We start from the raw sequence: 22,504 nt of genomic DNA on the forward strand, positions 1-22,504 counted from the left end.
TACGGTTAACCGTCCACTGGAGACGTACAAATGTCCACGAGCGGTGCCTGACACCAAGTTTTTTGACACCAAGTTTTTTTCGAGCCAAGCTGACAGGCAATTTCAGGAGTATTTTGCATACATATGGGTTATGTCACTTCCTAGGAGGATCTATGCATGCATTGGCTGACAATATTACTAATTGGTGTTGCCGCTAACCTCGACAACTTAGGAATTAGTGTCTCATATGGGTTGAAATCAACACGTATTCCCTTCGTTTCAAATTTGGTTATTGCAGCTATTTCGATGATTTGTGCTTACATACCGATTATAGCCGGGGAATTTATGTCCCAATTTATTTCGGAAACCGTTGCGAATTATATAGGCGGGTTGCTGATAATTTTCCTCGGTGGAAAATGTATCGTTGAATCCTTCTACCCTAAAACTACCGAAGTGGCAGTTCGAGTCGATTCAACTTTTACAAAGGTTATATCCCATCCTGAACTGGCTGATACAAATGATGATCAAATCATTTCCTTTAAGGAATCGATTTTATTAGGGTTAGCACTCGCGATGAATTGTTTAGCAATGGGGTTAGGGGCTGGATTCACAGGAGCTTCCCCTTTACTTACAACTTTATCAATCGGTGTTTTCTCGCTACTATCCATTTCCGTTGGAATCAAGATTGGCAGCAAGATTTCCGACAACCGAATAGGAAAATATTCAAATTCCATTGCAGGAATCATACTTATTTTGATAGGTATTTATGAGATTTTCGTGTAAGTTTAACGGGATAATGCATAAAACAACGGAGTGCGGTCAAAAGTCGATCCAAAATTAAAGACACCTTGGAAAATTCTAAGGTGTCTACTTAGTATGGTGTTTTCCCTTGTGATTGATGCCTGACTTTGATGGGTATTTGTAAACGTGGGGTCGAATTTGAATCATTGTCATTGGTTATGGTGCCTGACACCCTTTAATATGAAAAATCAAAGTGGTGAAATCGTTTTTTATAAGCGGGAGTGCTAAACCAATTTGGATGAGTTCATCACCGAAAAAGGGCTGTTCACCATTGTTAATGTTATAAAGCTTTTTTGGATTTAGCCCACGCAGTTTGAGGCGCAAAAAGGGCGGATTTGGAGTAGCCAGTATTTTATAATAAAAAACGACAGCTTGCTCCTGGTCAGGTGCAACATACATCCAGGCAGTATCCATGCCGGAAAAGGGACTCAATAACCTGAAGAAATCACCAAAACAAACCATTTCCTTTAATTGATGATATTGATGAATCTTCTCTTTCACCACTTTCTTGTCATCATGGCTAAGCTTGTCGATATTCAATTCAAAACCCAAATTCGCTGCCATTGCCACATGGCATCTCATTAACATCGGCGTTGTTCTCCCAACCTGGTGATTCGGGACATCTGATACATGTGCACTCATGGCGATCGCTGGATAGACAAGACTTGTCCCATACTGAATTTTTAATCTTTCAACAGCATCCGTATCATCACTCGTCCACGTTTGTGGCATATAGTAAAGCATGCCGGGGTCAAAGCGCCCGCCGCCACCTGAACAGCTCTCAAATAAAATAGAGGGAAAACGTTCTGTCAACGTGTCGAGAATTCGATATAAGCCCAGCATATAACGATGCGCCGTTTCCTTTTGCCTATCCGGAGGAAGAATTGCAGACCCGACCTCAGTCATATTTCGGTTCATATCCCATTTCACATATGAAATCGCGGCACTACTAAAAACCTTCGTAAAGGTATCGATTAAAAAATCACATACGTCATCACGACTTAAATCGAGCACTAATTGATTTCTCGACTTTGTCCGATGTCGGCCGGGGACATGAAGACACCAATCAGGGTGCTTCCGATACAAATCACTATCGGGAGAAACCATTTCCGGCTCGACCCATAAGCCAAAGTGCATACCCTTTTTCCGAACATATTCAGAAAGGCCCTTTAGTCCATGAGGTAATTTCTTCTGATAAACGCCCCAATCCCCCAGGGAAGATTTATCATTGTCACGACGTCCAAACCATCCGTCATCTAGAACAAATAGCTCGATTCCAAGATCCTTCCCTGCATCCGCAATGTCCTTCAATTTTTTTTCAGAAAAATGAAAGTAGGTTGCCTCCCAGTTATTAATGAGAATGGGTCGGACTTTATCTCGATAAACCCCGCGGCAAACCCTACTCCTCAATAATTTATGAAACGTTCTCGACATTCCTCCAAGACCTTCTGCTGAATAAACCATTAGTGCCTCGGGCGTTTGAAAAAATTCACCTGGCTTTAATCTCCAGGAAAAATCAAAAGGATTCATGCCAATAGAAAGCCTGGTGATTTCAAAGGGATCCACTTCAATTGAAGCTTGGAAATTTCCGCTATAAACGAGACTAATACCGTAAACATCCCCATGCTCCTCGCTTGCATTCTTTGAAAGTAATGCCACAAAAGGATTATGTCGATGGCTGCTCGCGCCCCTTGCTGAACTAATCATTTGGACCCCATGGTGTAGCGGCTGCCTTTCAATATGACGCTCCCGGCCCCATGTTCCATGAAGGTGAAGCCACTCCCAATCCGACTCATGAAAGTCAACCGACATGCTCATGCATTTTAGTATTTCAACATCCTCGTTGCCCCGGTTTTCAAAGGAAACCGACCTCGTGATCAAGTCAAATTCCCGATAGATGGTGTAACTTATATTCATTCCAACACCGAGCATGGAATCGACCATTGTAATGACTAATGTGTCTGCCTCAGAATCCTTTTCTACATAGGAGGCAGGCAATCCCTTAAGGTGACGCTTTCCTTGAAAAATCTCATGAGAATCATAAACAAATTCTGTAATGGTTGATCCATCTGGGGCTCTGAGTTGATAGGCTGGATTCCTGAAATCTCCGTTTCCAAATGCAGGATATTCTTGGGGCAGCGTATCAAGAGAAAAATTTTTATCACCTGATTCTGTCGTCGGCGAAAATGCCCTGCCCTTAAAGGTCAAGATGGATGAAGGCTGTTGCACTTGAATATGCCTGCCCCAATATAAATGAGCAGGATATTTGCCATGCACAATTTGAATGAGATAACTCATTCTGCTATTGGATAAATGGAAAATCCTATCCTTTTCATTCCAAACAATGGGCACGAGAACTCCCTCTCTTCTATAAAATAATGCGCATCTCATTTGAACGGGCCCGGTTAATTTTCTTCGTCTTACATGTTTTTATTTTTTCGGTGAAAAATAAATTTTGGGAGATAACCCTCTAATTCATTTCTGGGATGTGTAAAAGATGCAGTACTTGAATTATTTAATTGAACATTACGGGTACTTCGGAATCTTGATGGCGTTAATTGGAGGGATTATTGGTCTCCCAATACCTGATGAAGTTCTTCTTACCTATGTAGGGTATAATATTTTTCAAGGAAATATGTCTTACATCCCTTCATTAATCAGTGCCATTGCAGGTGCATGCGGAGGCATTTCATTGAGTTACATCTTAGGATTAAAGCTAGGACAACCGTTTTTAAAAAAATACGGTCCTAAAATGCATATCACTGAAGAGAGAGTAAATAGAACAATGAAATTGTTTGAGAAATTAGGTCCTTTTCTTCTCTTCATCGGTTTTTATATTCCTGGAATTCGTCACGTCACTGCCTATCTAGCCGGTATAAACAATTACAAATATAAGAAGTTTGCATTATTTGCCTATTCAGGTGCGATTACTTGGTGTTATAGCTTCATCACTTTAGGTATGACATTAGGAGAAAACTGGGACATTGTCAGAATTTACGTCTCTAGATATAGTATATTGTTAATCAGCTTGGTCATTCTCGGTTCCATTATTTTTTATACCTATTGGAAAAAAAGAATCCTTAAAAACGTGCAAACCCCTTGATATTAAGAAAAGCGCAAGCGACTTGGTCAGCCCTGACAGGCATAAGCTCCCAAAAAGAAGGCGCTTTTTGCCTTCATTTTGGGAGTGGCTTATGACCCGAAGGGCTAGGCGCTGGAGCTGGACAATTCTCGAAGTCAATTTTTATACTTTCCTATAAAATAGGTGTCAGGCACCGTCCTCCTCCGGACGGTGCCTGACACCCTTTATGGAATTTAGGATACTCTTTTTAATTGTTTAAATTGCCCTTTTGATAAAACGGACTTTTCTAATCGATGTGCCATAATGCCTGCAAAAACGGCTAAAATAATATCCTTCGGCAGCGGAACGATCATCCATAGCCATGCCATTTTATAGGTGAAGCCATCCGGGGCAGCAGCCCATAGCTTATAAGCAAAATACATCCAGTTTGTTCCGAAAAGGTAGTTAACAGCCATGCCAATTAAGGAAGCAATGCAAAACGCCAGTACACTTTTTTTCTTTTCCACAATTTTCCCAACGACATATGCCGTAAATATGAAGGAAACAATAAATCCAAATGTTGGGTTGAAAATAGTGGATGGCCCTCCTCCAAATCTAGAGAAAACAGGAGCACCAACTAACCCCACTAGTAAATAAACAATCATTGCGATCGATCCCAAACGGCTGCCGAGAATAGCGCCTGCTAAAATAGCAAAAAAAGTTTGCAGCGTAATCGGTACCCCACCAACTACCATAAACGGAACAAACGAAGTAATATTTGCACCGACAGCCATTAAAGCCACAAACAATCCCGTAAGGGTCAAATCAATTGGCCTTAATTTCATAATTCCCCCACCCCAAAACTATAGTTTTAATAATATAAAGATTAAGACTATAGTTTATAAATGTCAACTAAGTTTTAAATCAAGTTGACATTTAGGGATTAAAAAAAGGGTGTCAGGCACCAAAAAAAGTCCACTCCACGCTTATAAATGTCCACGAGTGGTGCCTGACACCAAAATTATTTGGTTATGCCGATTAGGATGGCATAGCCATTTTTTACTTTTACTTTGGCTAAGATTTCGCCATTTGTAGAGGCTTTTTCCCAGGCTGATCCTGTGTTATCCTCGACAAAGTATTTATCCATGCTGTATTTGATATAGGCAACTTCATTTCCATTCATGTTTGTTCCAATATAATTGAGTACTCCTTTTAAGTATATTCCCCTCACAGGTTTGTCTAGGGTAACTTTGGTAGGAGTGTAAATTCCGTTCTTCTCTTTTAGTACGACGTACACTGCTGACGATCTATGTTCACCTACCACTTTACTTATTACCTTTTCTTCTACTAAAGATTTAGGGACCTCTTCGGCTTCATAGCGTAGTGCTACATAGTCTCCGCGAAAAACATCGGACGGGTCGACGGGCATGGTTCTAAGAATAACTTCTTCTCCAGTTAACAACGTATAAAGGGGAGTGAAGCACATTCCTAATAGAATGAGCAGCGGGACCGAACAAGCTAAAATCAATTGCTTCGCTCGTCTATTCATGTACCCCACCCCCTTTTTTCCTTTGTTTTTCAAAATAAAAACCAAAGCCGAGCAAGATGAATCCTCCAATGATGAACACAAATGATTTTGGTAAAAACTCAAAGGAAATATCGAGATAAAAACGGAATATCATCACGCACAAAATAATGATGCTAAGCAGGCTCCCTCTTCTGATTAAATACAATACAAAGAGAAAATATAGTATTGAAAAAGGAATATAAATCCAGTCAACTGGCCATGTATCCTTGAAAGATAAAAGTAATGCAGCCCCTCCATGAACGAGGTGACCTAATATAACATATATACTCCGTATTTTCCCACCCATTAAAACAAGGGTTATGCCTATTGCCAGATAAACAAGGCCATATACATAAGCATCATGATGACTACCATGCATAAGAAAACTTAGTACATTTCCTATAAAGGTTAACAGCAATATCCCTGTGATAAATCCAGTGGCTTTTGAAAATCCTATTTTTTCATTAAGAACATAAATAGCAGCAATCCAAAGCAGAATCCAATATGGAATAGTTTCACCTTGGAGATAGGGGGAGTCCGTCAAATACATAAAGACGAATATGGCGGAAGCCAGCAAAATCCATTTATCACGTAGTACCCACGCTAATGGTAAAATCCCAAGCGACCACCACAAAAAAGCATTCTGGAAAGTCCCTCCAAAATTAAACATTTGTCCGATGAGAAAGATCCCTGCCCCGAACACGAGCACACCGATATAATAGAAGCTTCTTGCAGTTTTCGGATAATTGGTCTCCAGTTTGAATCCGGCAAAATTGCTGCCAATAAACAGGGCGATAATCAAAAGAAATTTTACTGTTTTCCCGATATCCGCCCAGTTGCTGGCAATAAAACTCAAAATTCCAGCACCAATTAAGAAAGAACCAACATACAATAGCGTTTTTGTAAATGAAACCTTTCCCTTCACTTCATACAATGCTTCTATCTCTTCGGCCTTCCCGGCTGGTAAAACCTTTGATTCTACTAAATACTGAAGTTCCCTTTTTAAAAACCTTAGCTCATCCTCTTTTAAAATCCGCCTAGTCAAACTCCCACCCCTTTCATCAGATTTACCTCTGTATACCTATTTTAACAGATATTGGTTATAAATTGGTGTCAGGCACCAGAAAAGGTCTGGATTAAGAGAACTTTGTCATCTTTAATTAATCACGTCTTTCCGCCGTAACGACATAATATTGCATTCCATAAAATAGTAATAAGAACATAGACATGACTTCCTAATCCGAAAAGGAAAGATGTGGTGCTTTAAAATGAAAAAACACCCGAAAAATCTCGATACGTTCCAAAATCTCCAAGAAAAGAATCTTTCGTTCGAGCAGGTTTTTGAACGGATTGTTACTTTTATGAAGTTAAATCCAATTGGAAAATTCCGACTGATGGTTGGAACTGACTCACAGGTGCATAGAACACATACCATTTTTATAACAGGAATTGTCATCCAGAATGAAGGAAAAGGCGTGTGGGCATGCATAAGGAAAATCGTTATTCCTAGAAAAATGACCGCTTTGCACGAACGAATTTCCCTTGAACTGTCCTTAACTGAAGAGATTGTTTCCATGTTTACTGAAGAAAGAAAAAGTAAACTCATTGAGGTGGTCCTTCCATACCTTTATCAAGGTGCAACCTTTACAATGGAGGGACATATTGATATCGGGGCCGGCAAGCGAAATAAAACAAGCGAATTTGTAAAAGAAATGGTCATGAGAATAGAATCAATGGGAATAGAACCAAAAATAAAACCAAATGCCTTCGTCGCCTCTAGCTACGCTAACCGTTACACGAAATAAAAATGGGTGCCTGACACCAATCATGTAATGGGTGCCTGACACCTTATTCGTTCCTTTTGAAGCAAAGTTCATACATTAACCTGGCGGTCCTTTATTGTTCCTCTTAGGGGCAGAACTTCTCGATAGGTCACCATTCGCCAAACCCATTCTAATGGGCCGAATTTAAAATAGCGAATCCAGATGATAGTAATAATGAATTGAACCACATAGATTACGAAACACAAATATAGGGATTGGATATAGGAAATTCGTGCAAATAAGCGAAACAGACTGCCGGAAAGTAAGATGAAGACTGTCTGCAAAATATAGTTCGTTAAGGCCATCCGCCCATATTTTTTTATAGGGGATAAAAGTCTTCTAACAAATGAAAGTCGCAATAGTATGAGCAGCAGACCGACATAGAATCCTGAAACCATTGGCCCAATCGCAATTCCAATATCCAAAAACCGCTGTGTCTCCTCGATTTTCCCTTTCCAGAGAACCTCCGGGGCATGTTGGAATTGATAACCAAGCCCAATCATACTACCTAAAAACATCAGCACGGTAAAAATAGTGACCTTCTTTAAAGGAAGTGAAATCCCCTCAAAAATCCGATATTGTCCCGCTGCAATTCCTAATAGCATAAGGGGTAAGGTCATAAACAGCTTTATTGAAAAAATAGCAAAAACAATTAACAGTGGTAGAGAAATGACAAGATTCACAGTTTTAGGTGCATTGTAAAAAGGTAAAATAAACAGACCACATAGGGCGTAAACCGTTAATGCTTCTCCTGGGTGAAACTGAACGTGAATGATTCCGAAAATAAATAATGCCAACATTCTTCTTACAAACAGCACGGTCGTATTTTTTCCTTTTTGATTGGCCCGGGATATAAAAAGATAAAAGCCGACGCCAAACAAAAACGAAAAGATCGTATAAAAGCGCCCTTCCACTAATAAATACAAAAACCTCTGATAGGCTGCATCTAGCGAATGGGGATCCGGCGATTTAACTGAAAGCAACGGAAGAATATTGACCAGAATTATTCCCATTAAAGCAAAGCCTCTTAAATAATCAAGCGTGTCAATTCGTTTACTTTCATCAATTGGATTCATTATTAACTCCCGTTACGGTGCCTGACACCCAATCTTCTTTCCAGATCCTTTTAACATTTACCCGATTATCAATGAAGTGCAATTGAAAAACATCTGGGTTCCTTAGTTTTTTCCATTCTTCAAAATTGAACTCATGCTGATAATGCTTTATGAGCAATGCCATTAAATTTCCATGTGTGACCATTAGTGTATTTTCCTCTTTACTTTGCAATGCCTCTTCCACCACTTTTACCACCCGCATCATCGCATTTCGGCTTGACTCGCCACCTTCCCATTCGAGATCTAAATCCATGAATGTAGCCTCAAGCTTCTCCATCCAATCAGGTAGCAACCGTTTGCTAAGTATACGTTCTGACAAACGCTCATCTATTTCAACCTTTATTCTCATTTTTTCCGCTAATGGTTCTATTGACTGAATCGCTCGTATAAATGGGCTTGAAATGATTCGGTCAACCCTGACATTCGAAAAGAATACTGCTAGTTCTTGTGCTTGTGAAAAGCCCTTTTCAGTCAAATTTGCTTCAGGCGGCTGGCCGCTGGCCTCACAATGTCTGATTAAAAAGATTCTTTTTTCCATATTTCATCCTCCATCGCCATTTTACTGTCTTAAATTTCTGCTTCACACTCTTTTTGTCCTCTATTTCAGCATGTTAGGTTAGTAACAATAAAAAATTTTTCCATCTTTTCCATTTGAAATATCATCCCATTATTACAAAAAATTGAATAATTTCAACTTAATTTGCAAATCTTATGATTATCGAGAATGATATTTTTATAGAAGGATGGATCAAATGCGGAAACTGCTTACTTTCGCCCTAATATCTACTTTACTTCTCGCGGGCTGTAGTTTAAAAAATGCTGCTATAAAACCTAAAAAAGATAAGAAGCCTCCGATTCAAGCAGAGAAAAAGGAAAAAAATCACGAACCAAAAGTACAAACTACATCTACGGAATCATCGTCAAACAATATTTTCCAGCCAATGGCTACCATCGAAACCGCACCTATCACTTATCAATCTACTAATACGACCATCACCACGACCGAGCGAAAGGTTGATGCTTCTGAGATTAATTATCATATTTGGCGAACTGCTGACGATCAAGAAAGTATGAAGAAGCTTTCCTCAAACGATAAAGTTAACAACTTCCCTTTAATACTGAATACGAAGGATTTTTCATTACAACGCGGAGAATACCAAGTCGAAGCCTATAGCGTTGATGGTTATGGTAAGAAAAAACTGATGGCAAAATCGGAAGTAACCTTCCAGCAATATGCCCCTATTCTAATGTACCATGCTATTGATATATATAAAGGTCAAGGCTTAAAGGGATTGTTTGTCAACCCTGTCGATTTTGAAGCCCAAATGCAATATCTAAAGGATAATGGTTATACGCTTCTTACTTTTGAACACTTCGGTGAGATCAATAAAGTGAATAAACCGATATTTGTTACCATTGATGACGGCATGGAAAATGCGATGAATGCCCTCCACATTCTTGAAAAATTACAGGATGGCAAATTCAAACCGACAGCAACCCTATTTATGACTGCTGGTGCAATAGATACAGGCCCAAATTCGTTATCTTCAAACGACTTAGAAGAAATGGTGAATTCAGGGATTTTCTCCATCCAAGGACATACGATGACCCATAATGACCTTCGTTTGATTACAAACTATGATGAAGAACTAAGGTCATCAAAGGAAAAAATCGAACAAATTACCGGCAAACCTATTACTGCCATTGCCTACCCTTCCGGACGTTTCAATGACAAGGTCGTCGAAGAAACAAAGAAATACTACCAATACGCTACAACCACCATCCCTGGACAATTTATCACGAAAGGCGAAAAAGACGAGCTGTACCTCATGCACCGCGTCCGTATCTCAAACGACACCACCCTCGCTCAATTTGCCGCTATGGTAAAATAGGGGTGTCAGGCACCGCAAAAAGACATTTGTACGCGTACCGTGGACACTGTTTGGAGTTTAACCGAAAAAAGGTCTCCTTCTTCCATTTTCAGTGGAAGGAGTAGACCTTTTTATTTTTATTGATTCGTTTTTAGTACTTTTAATTCTAGCCGTTCACTTATAAAAGTAGACCCGAGGATGAGAATGCCTCCTATGATTTGAATCGGGCTCATGCTTTCTCTAAGGAAAATCGCGGCGAAAACAACTGCCGATATCGGGTCAATATAGCTTAACACCGCGATGGTCTGCCCTTTTAGTTCCTTAAATGATGTAAAATACAAGAAATAGGCGATACCCGTATGAACAATCCCCACGATTAAAATAAGGACAATGGTGCTGGATTTTATACCTGAAAAGCTTAGTTCACCCTTCATCAACACGTATGGAAAAAGGACAATCGCGGCAGTTATTAATTGGATTAACGTCGTTTCAAAGCCGGATAAGTTTTTAATAAATTTATTCATGAAAATTATACTTGCATAAAACGCAGCTGCTAACAGACCATAAAGGATCCCAAGCGGGTGATTGTACGAACTCCCATCATCTCCCCCGCCTATATTCACAACAAGAAATAAACCAACCATTGCCATGATGATACAGCTAGCCTTCCCTGCTGTCAGCTTTTCTTTTAACACAAAAGGGGCGAGGATCATCACAAAAATCGGTGCGAAATAATAGCTTAAAGTCGCATTCGAGACCGTCGTATATTTATAGGCTTGGAACAAGAACATCCAATTGAAGCCGATGGCAGCACCGGATAGAAGCAATAGCATCATATTTTCCTTTAACGCTTGAAAGGAAATTTTTTGCCTTATGATAAAACTAGCCCCTAGTAAAAATAAACTCCCGATGATTCCCCTCAAACAAGCAATTTCACTAGAAGATAAATTAATATTTTTCACAAAAACCCCAATGCTCCCAAAGATAAGCATAGCCGTGACAATTTTCCCCTTTGCTCTCACCCTTATCCCCCCCTGTCAGTTTTCTTTCATTTTTTCATTAAGCAACTGAAATACGTTCTTTAATGCTCCTTTCGGCACCTGAGAATACAGATCCCCTACACTGACTTCATAATTGCTAGTTTCCTTAGTAACTTCGCGAACATATCCTGTCAAACCAATTCCTGTTTCCTTGCTGATGGCAGTTAAAATTGTCTCCATCTTTTCCTTCGCAGCCTCAAAATGAACATGGAACATATTCGAAACAGGAACGATTGGCATTGTCGAAACTCTATCACATTGATTATAAAATGCAGCAAGCTCCTTCGCCTCTTCATAATACTGCTCCATTTTATTAACTCGCATATCAAAATAATAATCCGCACTGATAATATATGGATAAAGACTTATTAAATCGCCACCATGGCGCCGTTTCCAAACTCTTGATGTCTCAGTAAAATCCTTTTCACCAGCGAGAATCGCTCCTGCAATCCCACCAATTCCTTTATAAAAAGAAATATATACACTATCAAAAAGTTCACATATTTCAGCAGCCGACTTTTTATAATAAGGAAGGATTTCAAAAAGTCGTGCACCATCCAAGTGCAGCCTGATTCCTTTGTCGCGGCAATAGGCTGAAATCGCTTCAAGCGTCTCGTAACTAGGCAGCTGTCCGCCAATCTCACGCTGCGGCAGCTCGAGCAGGAGACAGGCAATATCCTTATTCAACCCAATAACATCATCCAACTCTATTACTCTGCTTTTATCCGCTAGTAAAATAACTTCAATATGATGCAGTTCCTTTAACCCATCCTCTTCATGAATCTCCAAATGGCACAATGGATGGTACGCCACCCTTTTCAATCCTTTTTGGTCACACCAAATTCTTAGGGCAATTTGCTGCGCCATCGTTCCACTTGGAAAAAATACAGCAGATTCTTTTCCTAAATATTCTGACATTTTTACTTGAAAATCTTCAATCACTTTCCCCTTTCCATATAAGTCACTCTCTTGCTGCCCATCCATTCCTTCCATTACTCTTTTCAGAACGTGAAAATCTCTTTTCCCATGACCGGGAACCTGGTACTTTGATTGTTTATATACTTCTAATAAAGTTTCCATCCTCATATCCGACTCCTTTTGATCAAGTTATCCCTACATACAATCATACCAGTCCATATCAATTCTTGACTTTAGTCAATTCCAGGCTGTTTTTTAAAATTTCTTTTTAGCCATGCTTCCGGATGGCAGAGGATTTTAGTAGCAAGCCTTCTCCATTGGTAAGATCAATCCTAGATTATCTATCCACTAAAACATATTTAACTCATATTTTTTTGATAACAGCTCCAATAATTTTAAACCTGCAATGCTGTTCCCTTTTTCGTCTAAAGCAGGACCGAAGACACCGATACCGCACAGGCCAGGAACGGCTCCCATAATTCCACCAGATACACCGCTTTTGGCAGGAATCCCTGTTTTGATCGCAAATTCACCTGAAGCATTGTACATCCCGCATGTTACCATAAAGGTTTTACAAATTCGGGCTATATCGGCAGGCATGATTTGTATTCCACTCTCTGGATCGACTCCATCCATCGCAAACACCAACGCGATTCTAGCCAAATCAAAACAGTTAATTTCAATCGCACACTGCTTTGTGTATAAATCTATTAGCTGTTCAACATCCTCATCGATTATATTATGCTGCTTTAAAAAATGACATAAAGCTCGGTTTAAATGGGCCGATTCGAATTCGGAACGGGCAACTTCCTCACAATAACCTATGGTTGATTTATTTGCTAATTGACGAATAAATGACACGAGCCGCTGAATTCTTTCTTCAACCGTGTTTCCCATGATCATATGGGTCACGACAAGTGCTCCAGCATTAATCATTGGATTTAAAGGTTTGGTGGGAGCCATCGTTTCTAATTTTGCAATGGAATTAAAAGGGTCCCCTGTCGGTTCCATTCCAACTCGTTCAAACACATATTCAAATCCTCTGTCCATCAACACGAGGGCCAATGTAATCACTTTTGAAATACTTTGAAGGGTGAACTCTTTTTCCATTTCCCCTGCAGATATCCATTGCCCATCAGGATAGTAGATGGCAATGGCCAAATCGTTTTGGCTTGCTTTTCCAAGGGCAGGTATGTAGTCTGCAACCTTTCCGTTTATTGTATATGTTTTCGCTTCTGCTACGAATGCCTTTAATTCATCATTTGCTTGAAAGATCATATTCATCATCCTTAGAAGTTTTAGTAATTGGCTAAATAACGATAATGAGAAGATGATTTGGAACAAAAAATTCCTATTCTGTTAATTATATTAAAATATATTATGGAAACGATTTCATCCTTTATTTTAAAAAAAGTGGGGGCAGCTGTGTGAAGCTTGTTCTAAACTACTTTTTCCCAAAAGAATAATTATTATAGCGTAAACACTGACATACCGGTAGGAACATCACTTGAAAAAGCCGATTCTGTTGCGGTACAAGTAGAAGAAGTTTAAATCAAAAAATCGCAAGGCACCAGGTTATCAGCACTCGAAACCGATAACCCTTTTCCTTACGCCAGTGTCCACTGGAGACGTACAAATGTACACGGACGGTGCCTGACACCCATCCTAGCGCTGGGTGATGGAGAGTTTGAATGATAATGGAAAGGCGATTAGGAGTAAGCAAATTATGAATCCAATTACACCGGCCCAGCCATAATTTGTCCAGAAATAGCCGCCTGCTGTGCCTGCGAGGCTTGAGCCGCAATAATAAAAGAACAAATATAATGAGGAGGCTTGGGCTTTTTCTGTTTTTGCTCTTCTTCCTACCCAGCTTGAGGCGATGGAATGAGATCCAAAAAAGCCAAATGTAAAAATCGCAATACCGATAATCTTTAATGCTAAAGGAGCTACTAAAGTTAAAGCTGCCCCGCTGACCATAATGACAAGTCCGATCCATAACACCTTTTTGCGTCCAAGCGAATCCGATAATCGCCCCATCCAAGTAGAGCTAAAGGTGCCAGTCAAATAAACGATAAAAATCCAGCCGACAATCGTTTGGCTCAGATTGTATGGTGGCTCGAGCAATTGATAGCCGATATAATTATATAACGTAACAAAGCTCCCCATTAAAATAAAGCCAATACCGTATAAGCACAATAAGGCAGGATCCTTCAAATGGCTGAAAAGGGACAGGAATAAATTTTTTAATTTTAGTGGTTTTGGAGTAAAATATTTTGAATTCGGTAAATTGATCCAAAACCAAATACTAAGCACTAAGCTAATCACACCGATACTGCCCATAGCAATCCGCCATGAGAAAAAGTCAGTCATCATGCCTGTAATGATTCTCCCGGTCATCCCACCAATAGAATTCCCGCTAATATAAATCCCCATGGCGATCCCAAGACTATTTGGATCGACTTCTTCACCTAAATAAGCCATAGCAATAGCCGGCAATCCTGCAAGTACAATCCCCTGCAAAATACGAAATCCAACTAATGACCCAAATGTAGGGGCGAATGCGGTAAAGATGACAATCAATGATGATAAAAATAAGGAAATAGACATCATTATTTTACGTCCCCACGCTTCCGATAATGAACTCGTAATGAGCATGGAAATCGCGAGCGTGAGTGTCGTAACCGACAGCGTAAGACTACCCGTTGCCGCTGAAATATGAAATTCTTTTGAAAAAATAGGCATTAAGGGCTGGACATCATAAAGAATGGAGAACGTAATAAACCCTCCAGCGAACAGGGCAAAGTTCGCTTTATGAAGTTCTGGTGTCCCTTGCTGCAGTTTACCCAATTAAAAAACCTTCTCTCCTATATAATCCTTTTTTACTCTACTCCTCAACCGTGCAAAACTCAACTTAATGAATTTTTTTTCGGGAATAAATAAAGTGAGGAACCTTTACTACGGTTCCTCACTTTATTTATTCTTGATATACTTGACCATACCGATACGGAAAAAATATGCTGTAGGTAAAAAAAGAAGCATTTATGTACCCTAGAAGCTGATAAAAATAGTGCCCGTATTGCTGAAAAATAGACTCCTACGGGCACTAAATATGAAAATAGTGCCCGTATTGCTGAGAATTAGACGCCCACGGGCACTAAATATGAAAATAGTGCCCGTATTGCTGAGAATTAGACGCCCACGGGCACTAAATATGAAAATAATGCCCGTATTGCTGAAAAAAATGAGTTCTCGGGCACGTAAAGTGGTTTTTGGTGAAGAAAAAGATTAAATCATAGCACCAATAACCAGAACGGCTAAAAGGAAAAAATGCATTTTAAGAGAAAACAATCGTTTTGTTCCCGTATGTCAGCACCCGGTCTTCTACATGCCACTTGACTGCCTGGGCTAAAACAGTGCGCTCAATGTACTTGCCAATTTTTTTGAGGTCTTCAAGCTGATCACGATGGTTGACCCGCTGCACATCCTGTTCAATAATTGGACCTTCATCCAATTCATCTGTTACATAATGAGCTGTGGCCCCAATCAATTTTACACCTCGGTAATAGGCGCGAGCATAAGGATTGGCCCCAATAAACGCCGGCAAAAACGAATGATGGATGTTGATGATTTGATTTGGAAAAGTCTTTGTAAATTCCGGGGAAAGAATTTGCATGTATCTGGCTAGTACAATTATATCCACGTTATTTTTTTGGATTAACTCGATTTGTAGGGATTCCATTTCCTTTTTGTTGCTTGAATTTACTGGTACGTAATGAAAAGGAATGCCCATTTCTTCGACAATTCCCTGAATATCACGATGATTGCTGACGACTATGGCGAACTCAGCATCAAGATGCCCCGCTTTTTGCTGCCAAAGCAGTTCCAACAAACAATGATCTTCCTTCGAAACAAATATAGCTAGACGTTTCTTTTTACTTGCCTGCTCCATACGCCAGTTGATATTCAAGCGCTCCGAGAGTTGCTGAAAATCCTGTGCGATTTTTTGCTTATGTAATTCAAAGTCTTGGATATCTGCTTCAATTCTCATAAAAAACATACCGCCAATGGGATCCGTTGTATGCTGGTCAGACTGGACAATATTCCCCCCGTTTTGAAACAACAGCTGCGACACTGCCGCCACAATGCCCGGCTGGTCTTGACAGGAGATTAAAATTCTTACTCTCTCACTCTTTTTTACTTCCTCTTGATACACCGCTGTTCCCTCCTACCATTGTCCGATGAAATTTTGACAAAGCATTCCTTTTTAGTCGATCGAGCAATTCGTCTTTTTTAGCTGTTCTCTTACCCCATCGATAAGATCGAAAGGTAGCACGCCATAGTGGGATAAAGATTTCGCTTTTTCCTCTCCAGCCCTTGCATGGATAAAACTCGCAGAGACGAGCGCATTTATTGGGGAGGCGCCTTGGGCTAGAAAAGAGGTGATCATTCCTGTAAGCACATCGCCGCTTCCGCCTTTGCCAAGCGAATCATGTCCGTGCGGATTGATGTAAAGATCACCATCAGGAGTAGCAATGATGGAACGGTGACCTTTTAACAGCAAATACACGTTGTGTTTTTTGGCAAAAGATCCTGCGATATTAAGACGATCTGCTTCTATTTCTTTTACTGTTTTATTGACTAATCTGGCCATTTCTCCGGGATGAGGCGTGAGAATCACATTCCCGCCATACTGACGAACGATATCCAAGTCGTTCCTTAGTAAATAAAGTGCATCTGCATCGATGACAAGCGACTGGTTTGTAAGATGTGACATTAAGGCTTTAAAAAACTTTTCCCCTTCAGGAAACCTGCCCATCCCTGGACCAATCGCGACGCTATCAAATTGATCAAGTCGTGGTGAAAGATCATCAATTGCTTTCAAGGTAAAATGCCCATCCTGTTCTGATAGCGGTAAGAATAAGGATTCTGGATTTTGGGCAGCCGCCATTGGATAAATACTTTCCGGCACAGCTAACGTCACGAGCCCTGCTCCGGAAGATAACGCTGCTTTTGCTGCAAAAATGGGAGCCCCGACAAAATGACGTGACCCGCCAAGAATCAGGGCATGACCGAACGTCCCCTTATGACCATCTCTAGGTCTTACAGGAAGGGCAACATGAACAAGCTGCTCTGTTATCAATTTTGGCATTGTAAGTCCGAGGCTATCTGCAATGGAAGGCGGTACAGAAATGTCTACTGCTATCCATTCCCCGATATACTTTGGTCCATCATTTAAGAAAAAACCTTTTTTCGGAAAAACAAAGGTAATCGTCTTGGTCGCCTTGATAGCGACACCAACTACCTTTCCGGTATCACTGCTAACACCTGATGGGATATCGACAGAAACGACACATTTCTCCCCTTCGCATTCATTTACTAGCGTAATTACTTCATGAAATGGTTCCCAAACGGGCCCGTTTATCCCGGTTCCTAAAATCGCATCAATGACAATGTCCGCCTGATTTACCTCTTCCCGAAGTGACTGTAATGGATTTTCATGAAGGTAAAAAATGGGCAGCCCACGATTGACGTACACATCGAAATGAATTTTGGCATCCCCTTTGATCCGATCAGGGTTTACCAGCAAACATAATAGTGGTTTCAAGCCTGCATCAAACAGCCTGCGGGCAATCACAAACCCGTCGCCTCCATTATTACCGCCCCCAGCAAGCACAATCACTCTAGGATTTTTGCAAGGAGCATTTTCGAGGATCTCCTCTACCACCCTTGCTCCTGCATTTTCCATTAAAACAACGCCAGGTAGGCCTATCCTCTCAATCGTATACTGATCCATTAGCTGCATATCCCTTTGCCCTGCTGCAAACATAAACAGCCCTCCCTTAAAAACAAACCTTTTCTTTCATTATAAAAAACTTTTCGAACCGTTGCACCGTAGTAAGTACCTCACTCTGATGCCTGGCACCAGTCTTTCGCACCATGTCTTGCCAGCCGTTTTAAACCTAAAAAAAGAGTGTCCACCTCACACGCACAAATGTACACGAGTGGTGCCTGACACCCATCATTTACACCCATCACTTGAAGGGGTTGTAGAAGCGGTTGCCGTTATGATAGGTTACTGCTAATGATGTTACTAGGATTAGTGCGATTAGGATTAGTGCTATGTAATCGCTTGGTTTGAATGAGCGGGCGCTGTACCATGTGCGTTTTTTGTTCTTGCCAAAGCCGCGCAGTTCCATGACATTGCTGATGGTTTCAATTCGCTCAAGACTCGATAGAATTAAAGGCAAAATGATGGAAACTGCATTTTTCACACGTCTTAGTAGCTTTTCTTTACGGGACATGTCGAGGCCTCTGGCTTGCTGCGACAAAGCGATATTACGATAATCCCGTTGAATATCCGGAATATAACGTAAGGCAATGGCAACGGAAAAAGCGATTCGGTAACTGACGCCGATTTTATTTAATGACGAGGCAAATTCGCTCGGATGGGTCGTTACGATAAAAAGTAAAGCGGCCGGTATGACGGTCAAATATTTTAACGTAATGTTGCATTGATAGAATAACTGCTCAAGGGTAAGATTATAGCGCCCTCCCAATTTAAATAAAACATGCTCCGTTCCATAAATCTTCACACCCTCAAGCGGTGAAAAAAGATAAATCGCCACATTATTAATGAGTAAAAAAATAAGGATAAAAGCGAGCACAAAGCTAACTTCTGAAAGCTTTATTTTAGAGACCTTAAAAACTACTAAGCTAACAATTAAAAGTCCCACCAATATTCGTGTATCGTATGTCAGCATGGCGGCAAAAGACCACATGATAAAACATAAGAGCTTAGTTGCACCGGTTAACTGGTGGATCGGGGATCGTTTGTCAATATAAGAAAGCATTTCTACTGCCATTTACGTCCCACCACCTTATCATGGGCAATAAACCGCTCGACAAATTCGCTCGGTTCCGTAATCCCGACACGTTCAGCAAGTTCAAATAACGATGTTTCTTTTAAGTTTGCCTGCTGAATAATAGACCTGTTTCCAAGCGTATTGACAGCCGAATCATCCGCAATCTTTTTCCCATCAGCAAATACAATGGCGCGGGGAGTATACTCCAGCATTAAATGCATATCGTGGGTAATCATGATAACCGTTACACCTTGTTTATTTAAATCTAGTAAAAATTCCATGATCTCTGTATAATGACGAAAATCCTGTCCGGCAGTTGGCTCATCGAGGATGAGAATCTTCGGCTGTAGAACCAATATAGAAGCAATCGTTACACGCTTTTTCTGTCCAAAGCTCAAGGCTGAGATCGGCCAATTCCGAAATGGCAGGAGCCCACAAATTCGCAGTGTTTCCTCCACTCGTTGTTTGATTTCTGCTTCAGGAATTCCCCTGACTGCCAGTCCCAATGCTACTTCATCGAAAATCATATGCTTTGAGATCATATGATTCGGATTTTGCATGACCAAACCAACCTTCAAAGAGCGCTCTTTAATCGTATCGTTTAAGCAATCGCGTCCATCGATTAATATCCTACCGGATTCAGGTCGTTCGAACCCACAAATCAGCTTCGTCAGCGTCGACTTTCCTGCTCCATTTTTTCCAACGATGCTGACCATTTCTCCTTCTGCAATCGAAAAAGAAACATCCTGAAGGATTTTGAGGTCAGCTTGATAGCTGAAATGAATATTCTCAAGCTGTAAAATCGTCGAAGAGGCCGATTTCGCTTCTACCTTCTCCGTCAATTCAAACCAATTCACCAATTTGTCTCGGCAAGAATTAATATCCAAGCTTTCGATATGCTCAGGATGCATCCCGGAAGTAATTTCACAGCCAGCATATTTCAATGCCTTCAAGTATAAAGGTTCACGAACAGACACGCTTTCTAACACATTCGAAGCAAATAATTCAGCGGGAGACTGGTCACTTATGATTCGTCCGTCATTGATAACAATAATTCTATCAACATGGCGATAAAGCACATCCTCTAATCGATGTTCAATAATGACAATGGTCTTATTCCGTTCTTTATGTATCCAATCGATTAGCTCAATCGCATGCTTCCCAGTTGCAGGATCTAGGTTCGCCAGCGGTTCATCGAAAAGAAGAAGAGGAACATCGTCCACCATCACACCGCCGAGTGCCACTCTTTGTTTCTGACCACCGGAAAGATGGTGCAAGGAATGGCCTAGATAATTATTCATGTCTACCATCTCTGCCACCTCTTTCACTCTAGGGATCATGTCCGATTGTGGAACACAATCATTCTCAAGCGAAAAAGCAATATCCTCCGCAACGGTAAGCCCAATAAATTGCCCATCCGGATCCTGCAAAACGGTCCCAACCATTTTCGACAAAACAAAAATCCCTTCCTGTTTCGTTTCCTTTCCCATAATCTTCAAGCTTCCTGTGAGATCACCACGATAAGAAAAAGGAACCAAACCATTTAAACAATGTCCAATGGTACTTTTCCCCGACCCTGAAGGTCCGACAATGAGAACCTTTTCCCCTTCGTAAATCGTTAAATTCAAATCAAAAAGGGTTGGCTTTGCCTGACTTCGATATTTAAATCCAAAATTCATAAACTCTATTATCGGTTTTTTCATATTTTTCTCCTGCTAACAATAATCGGGTCTGACCCCATAGATCAGACCACAGCTATCTCTTATAATGTTTCTTCTTTTTCTAAACTACCGCTCTTACTGCGCGTTTTGGCATAGGCAAGCAAGAAAAACGTGCCAATGATGCCAACCGTTACAATATTGGAAGTACCGGCAACAATCCCTTGAACAAACACTTTGTTGGCAGGTTCAGCGTAAATAAGGATATCTAAAGTGGGAGCAATAAGAACCCAACCAATGGCTTGAACAAGGACTTGCGTAATGTTAAAAGAAATAATTTGTTTCGCTCCAAACTCTCCATCTTCAATCTTTATTTTTCTCGTTAATAAACCGATCAGGAAGCCAACGAACGCAGAAACCACGACCCAGCTCCACCAAGGTGACCCATAAAAAATCGCATCCTTTAAAGAGTGACCGATTAATCCAATAAGACCTCCGGCAATCGGGCCAAAAATCACAGCCATTAACGCGAGAAATGCGTAGGACGTTTCGATCGTTGTGTTTGGGATCCCCGTGGGAATCGAGGCAAACCTTCCTAAGATCACAAATACTGCGGTTCCAATCCCAATCGCAACAATCGTTTTCGTTGTTAATTTACTTCCTGACATATTTTCCATCTCCTTTATTCGTAAAATAATACCTATTACAAAACTATGCCTGATCTCAAAACGATAGCCTTCCTTTTAATAAAACGTTTCATCTGCCTTCTTGATGGTCATCGTCCAATTAGTCCCGGTCCCAATCTGATAGGCGCTTGCAAAAGATCCCTGGTTAATCGCGACACCTAAGTTGTCTAACGAGTTCACATACACCAAAGGTTCACCAACGAGACTGTCGGCAAACGAACGACCAAACGTCATCATATTTTTATATATTTGTCTTGTACCGTTTCCAATGGTTACAATTAGTCTGTCACCATAATGGATGTCTGCTTCCTTTAGAAGACTGCGATGAATATTTGTCCAAAGATTGCCGAAGCGAACATCGAGAACTTCAATAATGCCAGTGATTTTTCCACTCTTCAATGAAGCTACTGTTAACGGCAGCTCAACAACCGAATCCAGCGCCACCTGTGGTCCCACTTCCTCAAACGAAATCACCCCTGAGGCAAGACGGGCGCCGGTATAGGCATATATATCTCTACCGTGGAACGTGTACGACTCCCCTGAATTTGGCAGCCGATTCGACGCTTCATCCAGCACTCTTGCATCCGCAATACCGTGAAACTTATTGATGTGGGTTAATGTCCCATTATCCGGAGTTATAATGTATTTTTCGTCCGCAGTTTTCACGACAATACTGCGACGTTCAGAGCCAACCCCCGGGTCTACGACTGACACAAACACCGTCCCTTTTGGCCAATAGGAAACGGTTTGCAGAAGACGATACGACGCTTCCCATATGTTATAAGGGGGAATCTCATGGGTTAAATCAAAAATTCGGATTGAGCGGTCAACAGAATACGCCACCCCATACATGGCACTTACCGCCCCATCACTAATCCCAAAGTCCGACTGTAAAACTAATGCCTCACTCATTTTCTGTTCACCCTTTCTCTTTTTTTAACTAGCTGAAAACCTATTACAGTAAAATTTAAATAAAAAACACCACGCCTTATCATGTTGATAAGGACGTGGTGTTAAATCACGTGGTACCACCTTACTTTACTATTTACCTTCGTAAATAGCCTCTGATCATGCAGAACAAAAATGCTCTTACACTTGGTTTTTGATAACAAGTACCCAAAC

General features: G+C 40.7%; 20 protein-coding genes and 1 other annotated feature (1 of these 21 cut by a window edge). Of the genes, 4 read left to right on the forward strand and 16 right to left on the reverse strand.

Annotated elements, in window-relative coordinates; all coding sequences use genetic code 11:
* Positions 1 to 156: 156 nt before the first annotated feature.
* On the forward strand, positions 157 to 762 hold the full coding sequence (gene ytaF, locus BN1082_RS10965; protein WP_090634180.1) for a sporulation membrane protein YtaF: 606 nt from the start codon (positions 157 to 159) through the stop codon (positions 760 to 762).
* 174 nt (positions 763 to 936) lie between these two features.
* On the opposite strand, the gene BN1082_RS10970 is transcribed toward ytaF, so the two are convergent.
* Positions 937 to 3,132: an alpha-galactosidase gene (locus BN1082_RS10970; protein ID WP_090634182.1), complete on the reverse strand. Its 2,196-nt coding sequence runs from the start codon at positions 3,130 to 3,132 to the stop codon at positions 937 to 939.
* Between the two features lie 145 nt (positions 3,133 to 3,277).
* Here BN1082_RS10970 and BN1082_RS10975 point away from each other — a divergent pair, with 145 nt between their 5' ends.
* Entirely contained in the window at positions 3,278 to 3,883 is a 606-nt protein-coding gene (locus BN1082_RS10975) for a DedA family protein (RefSeq protein ID WP_090634183.1), read from the forward strand.
* Between the two features lie 212 nt (positions 3,884 to 4,095).
* Here the strand turns inward: BN1082_RS10975 and BN1082_RS10980 are convergent, their stop codons facing one another.
* The 3 genes from BN1082_RS10980 to BN1082_RS10990 all read right to left on the reverse strand — a co-directional run bounded on the left by BN1082_RS10980 (position 4,096) and on the right by BN1082_RS10990 (position 6,453).
* Positions 4,096 to 4,686, reverse strand: coding sequence for a biotin transporter BioY (locus BN1082_RS10980; RefSeq protein ID WP_090634185.1), 591 nt, complete (start codon positions 4,684 to 4,686; stop codon positions 4,096 to 4,098).
* A 176-nt stretch (positions 4,687 to 4,862) separates the two neighbouring features.
* Positions 4,863 to 5,390 carry a GDYXXLXY domain-containing protein gene (locus BN1082_RS10985; protein ID WP_090634187.1) on the reverse strand — a complete coding sequence of 176 codons (528 nt, stop codon included), beginning with the start codon at positions 5,388 to 5,390 and terminating at the stop codon, positions 4,863 to 4,865.
* The gene (locus BN1082_RS10990; RefSeq protein ID WP_090634189.1) at positions 5,383 to 6,453 is read right to left on the reverse strand and encodes a DUF2157 domain-containing protein; all 1,071 of its coding nucleotides are present in this window, start codon (positions 6,451 to 6,453) and stop codon (positions 5,383 to 5,385) included. Before BN1082_RS10990 ends, BN1082_RS10985 begins: the two co-directional genes overlap by 8 nt.
* Positions 6,454 to 6,676: 223 nt before the next feature.
* Between BN1082_RS10990 and BN1082_RS10995 the strand changes: the two genes are divergently transcribed.
* Positions 6,677 to 7,213, forward strand: coding sequence for a ribonuclease H-like YkuK family protein (locus tag BN1082_RS10995; protein WP_090634190.1), 537 nt, complete (start codon positions 6,677 to 6,679; stop codon positions 7,211 to 7,213).
* Positions 7,214 to 7,281: 68 nt separating this feature from the next.
* Here the strand turns inward: BN1082_RS10995 and BN1082_RS11000 are convergent, their stop codons facing one another.
* Both BN1082_RS11000 and BN1082_RS11005 read right to left on the reverse strand, forming a co-directional pair.
* On the reverse strand, positions 7,282 to 8,307 hold the full coding sequence (locus BN1082_RS11000) for a DUF418 domain-containing protein (RefSeq protein WP_090634192.1): 1,026 nt from the start codon (positions 8,305 to 8,307) through the stop codon (positions 7,282 to 7,284).
* The gene (locus tag BN1082_RS11005; protein WP_090634194.1) at positions 8,294 to 8,884 is read right to left on the reverse strand and encodes a histidine phosphatase family protein; all 591 of its coding nucleotides are present in this window, start codon (positions 8,882 to 8,884) and stop codon (positions 8,294 to 8,296) included. The genes BN1082_RS11000 and BN1082_RS11005 overlap by 14 nt, the downstream gene beginning before the upstream one ends.
* Before the next feature lie 214 nt (positions 8,885 to 9,098).
* Between BN1082_RS11005 and BN1082_RS11010 the strand changes: the two genes are divergently transcribed.
* Positions 9,099 to 10,238, forward strand: a complete 1,140-nt coding sequence (locus BN1082_RS11010) for a polysaccharide deacetylase family protein (protein ID WP_090634196.1) — start codon at positions 9,099 to 9,101, stop codon at positions 10,236 to 10,238.
* Between the two features lie 116 nt (positions 10,239 to 10,354).
* On the opposite strand, the gene BN1082_RS11015 is transcribed toward BN1082_RS11010, so the two are convergent.
* From BN1082_RS11015 to BN1082_RS11060, 10 genes are all read right to left on the reverse strand, one after another.
* A complete protein-coding gene (locus BN1082_RS11015; protein ID WP_090634197.1) occupies positions 10,355 to 11,239 on the reverse strand; it encodes a DMT family transporter in 885 nt (294 codons plus the stop codon).
* 15 nt (positions 11,240 to 11,254) lie between these two features.
* Positions 11,255 to 12,343 carry a threonine aldolase family protein gene (locus tag BN1082_RS11020; protein ID WP_090634199.1) on the reverse strand — a complete coding sequence of 363 codons (1,089 nt, stop codon included), beginning with the start codon at positions 12,341 to 12,343 and terminating at the stop codon, positions 11,255 to 11,257.
* A gap of 180 nt (positions 12,344 to 12,523) precedes the next feature.
* On the reverse strand, positions 12,524 to 13,453 hold the full coding sequence (glsA, locus tag BN1082_RS11025; RefSeq protein WP_090634201.1) for a glutaminase A: 930 nt from the start codon (positions 13,451 to 13,453) through the stop codon (positions 12,524 to 12,526).
* A 387-nt stretch (positions 13,454 to 13,840) separates the two neighbouring features.
* Positions 13,841 to 15,022, reverse strand: coding sequence for an MFS transporter (locus BN1082_RS11030; protein ID WP_090634202.1), 1,182 nt, complete (start codon positions 15,020 to 15,022; stop codon positions 13,841 to 13,843).
* 487 nt (positions 15,023 to 15,509) lie between these two features.
* A complete protein-coding gene (gene purU, locus BN1082_RS11035) occupies positions 15,510 to 16,388 on the reverse strand; it encodes a formyltetrahydrofolate deformylase (RefSeq protein ID WP_090634204.1) in 879 nt (292 codons plus the stop codon).
* A gap of 51 nt (positions 16,389 to 16,439) precedes the next feature.
* Complete coding sequence (locus tag BN1082_RS11040; protein WP_090634206.1) at positions 16,440 to 18,002, reverse strand: NAD(P)H-hydrate dehydratase; 1,563 nt, start codon at positions 18,000 to 18,002, stop codon at positions 16,440 to 16,442.
* A 205-nt stretch (positions 18,003 to 18,207) separates the two neighbouring features.
* Positions 18,208 to 19,038 (reverse strand): energy-coupling factor transporter transmembrane component T family protein, encoded by an 831-nt coding sequence (locus BN1082_RS11045; protein ID WP_090634208.1) that lies wholly within the window; start codon positions 19,036 to 19,038, stop codon positions 18,208 to 18,210.
* Complete coding sequence (locus tag BN1082_RS11050; protein ID WP_141650853.1) at positions 19,029 to 20,741, reverse strand: ABC transporter ATP-binding protein; 1,713 nt, start codon at positions 20,739 to 20,741, stop codon at positions 19,029 to 19,031. The genes BN1082_RS11045 and BN1082_RS11050 overlap by 10 nt, the downstream gene beginning before the upstream one ends.
* A 59-nt stretch (positions 20,742 to 20,800) precedes the next feature.
* Positions 20,801 to 21,364, reverse strand: coding sequence for an ECF-type riboflavin transporter substrate-binding protein (locus BN1082_RS11055; protein WP_090634210.1), 564 nt, complete (start codon positions 21,362 to 21,364; stop codon positions 20,801 to 20,803).
* A 75-nt stretch (positions 21,365 to 21,439) separates the two neighbouring features.
* On the reverse strand, positions 21,440 to 22,294 hold the full coding sequence (locus BN1082_RS11060; RefSeq protein ID WP_090634212.1) for an SAM hydrolase/SAM-dependent halogenase family protein: 855 nt from the start codon (positions 22,292 to 22,294) through the stop codon (positions 21,440 to 21,442).
* Positions 22,295 to 22,380: 86 nt separating this feature from the next.
* Positions 22,381 to 22,504: a binding site (T-box leader), on the reverse strand; it runs 146 nt beyond the window's last position.

The organism is Neobacillus massiliamazoniensis (assembly GCF_001048695.1).
GTDB classification, from domain to species: domain Bacteria; phylum Bacillota; class Bacilli; order Bacillales; family Cytobacillaceae; genus Neobacillus; species Neobacillus massiliamazoniensis.

Excerpts from the sequence above, each read along its gene's own strand:
- ytaF (WP_090634180.1), top strand. The coding sequence starts at position 157 with ATGCATTGGCTGACAATATTACTAATTGGTGTTGCCGCTAACCTCGAC.
- BN1082_RS10975 (WP_090634183.1), top strand. The coding sequence starts at position 3,278 with ATGCAGTACTTGAATTATTTAATTGAACATTACGGGTACTTCGGAATC.
- BN1082_RS10980 (WP_090634185.1), bottom strand. The coding sequence starts at position 4,686 with ATGAAATTAAGGCCAATTGATTTGACCCTTACGGGATTGTTTGTGGCT.
- BN1082_RS10985 (WP_090634187.1), bottom strand. The coding sequence starts at position 5,390 with ATGAATAGACGAGCGAAGCAATTGATTTTAGCTTGTTCGGTCCCGCTG.
- BN1082_RS10995 (WP_090634190.1), top strand. The coding sequence starts at position 6,677 with ATGAAAAAACACCCGAAAAATCTCGATACGTTCCAAAATCTCCAAGAA.
- BN1082_RS11000 (WP_090634192.1), bottom strand. The coding sequence starts at position 8,307 with ATGAATCCAATTGATGAAAGTAAACGAATTGACACGCTTGATTATTTA.
- BN1082_RS11005 (WP_090634194.1), bottom strand. The coding sequence starts at position 8,884 with ATGGAAAAAAGAATCTTTTTAATCAGACATTGTGAGGCCAGCGGCCAG.
- BN1082_RS11010 (WP_090634196.1), top strand. The coding sequence starts at position 9,099 with ATGCGGAAACTGCTTACTTTCGCCCTAATATCTACTTTACTTCTCGCG.
- BN1082_RS11020 (WP_090634199.1), bottom strand. The coding sequence starts at position 12,343 with ATGAGGATGGAAACTTTATTAGAAGTATATAAACAATCAAAGTACCAG.
- glsA (WP_090634201.1), bottom strand. The coding sequence starts at position 13,453 with ATGATCTTTCAAGCAAATGATGAATTAAAGGCATTCGTAGCAGAAGCG.
- BN1082_RS11040 (WP_090634206.1), bottom strand. The coding sequence starts at position 18,002 with ATGTTTGCAGCAGGGCAAAGGGATATGCAGCTAATGGATCAGTATACG.
- BN1082_RS11045 (WP_090634208.1), bottom strand. The coding sequence starts at position 19,038 with ATGGCAGTAGAAATGCTTTCTTATATTGACAAACGATCCCCGATCCAC.
- BN1082_RS11050 (WP_141650853.1), bottom strand. The coding sequence starts at position 20,741 with ATGAAAAAACCGATAATAGAGTTTATGAATTTTGGATTTAAATATCGA.
- BN1082_RS11055 (WP_090634210.1), bottom strand. The coding sequence starts at position 21,364 with ATGTCAGGAAGTAAATTAACAACGAAAACGATTGTTGCGATTGGGATT.
- BN1082_RS11060 (WP_090634212.1), bottom strand. The coding sequence starts at position 22,294 with ATGAGTGAGGCATTAGTTTTACAGTCGGACTTTGGGATTAGTGATGGG.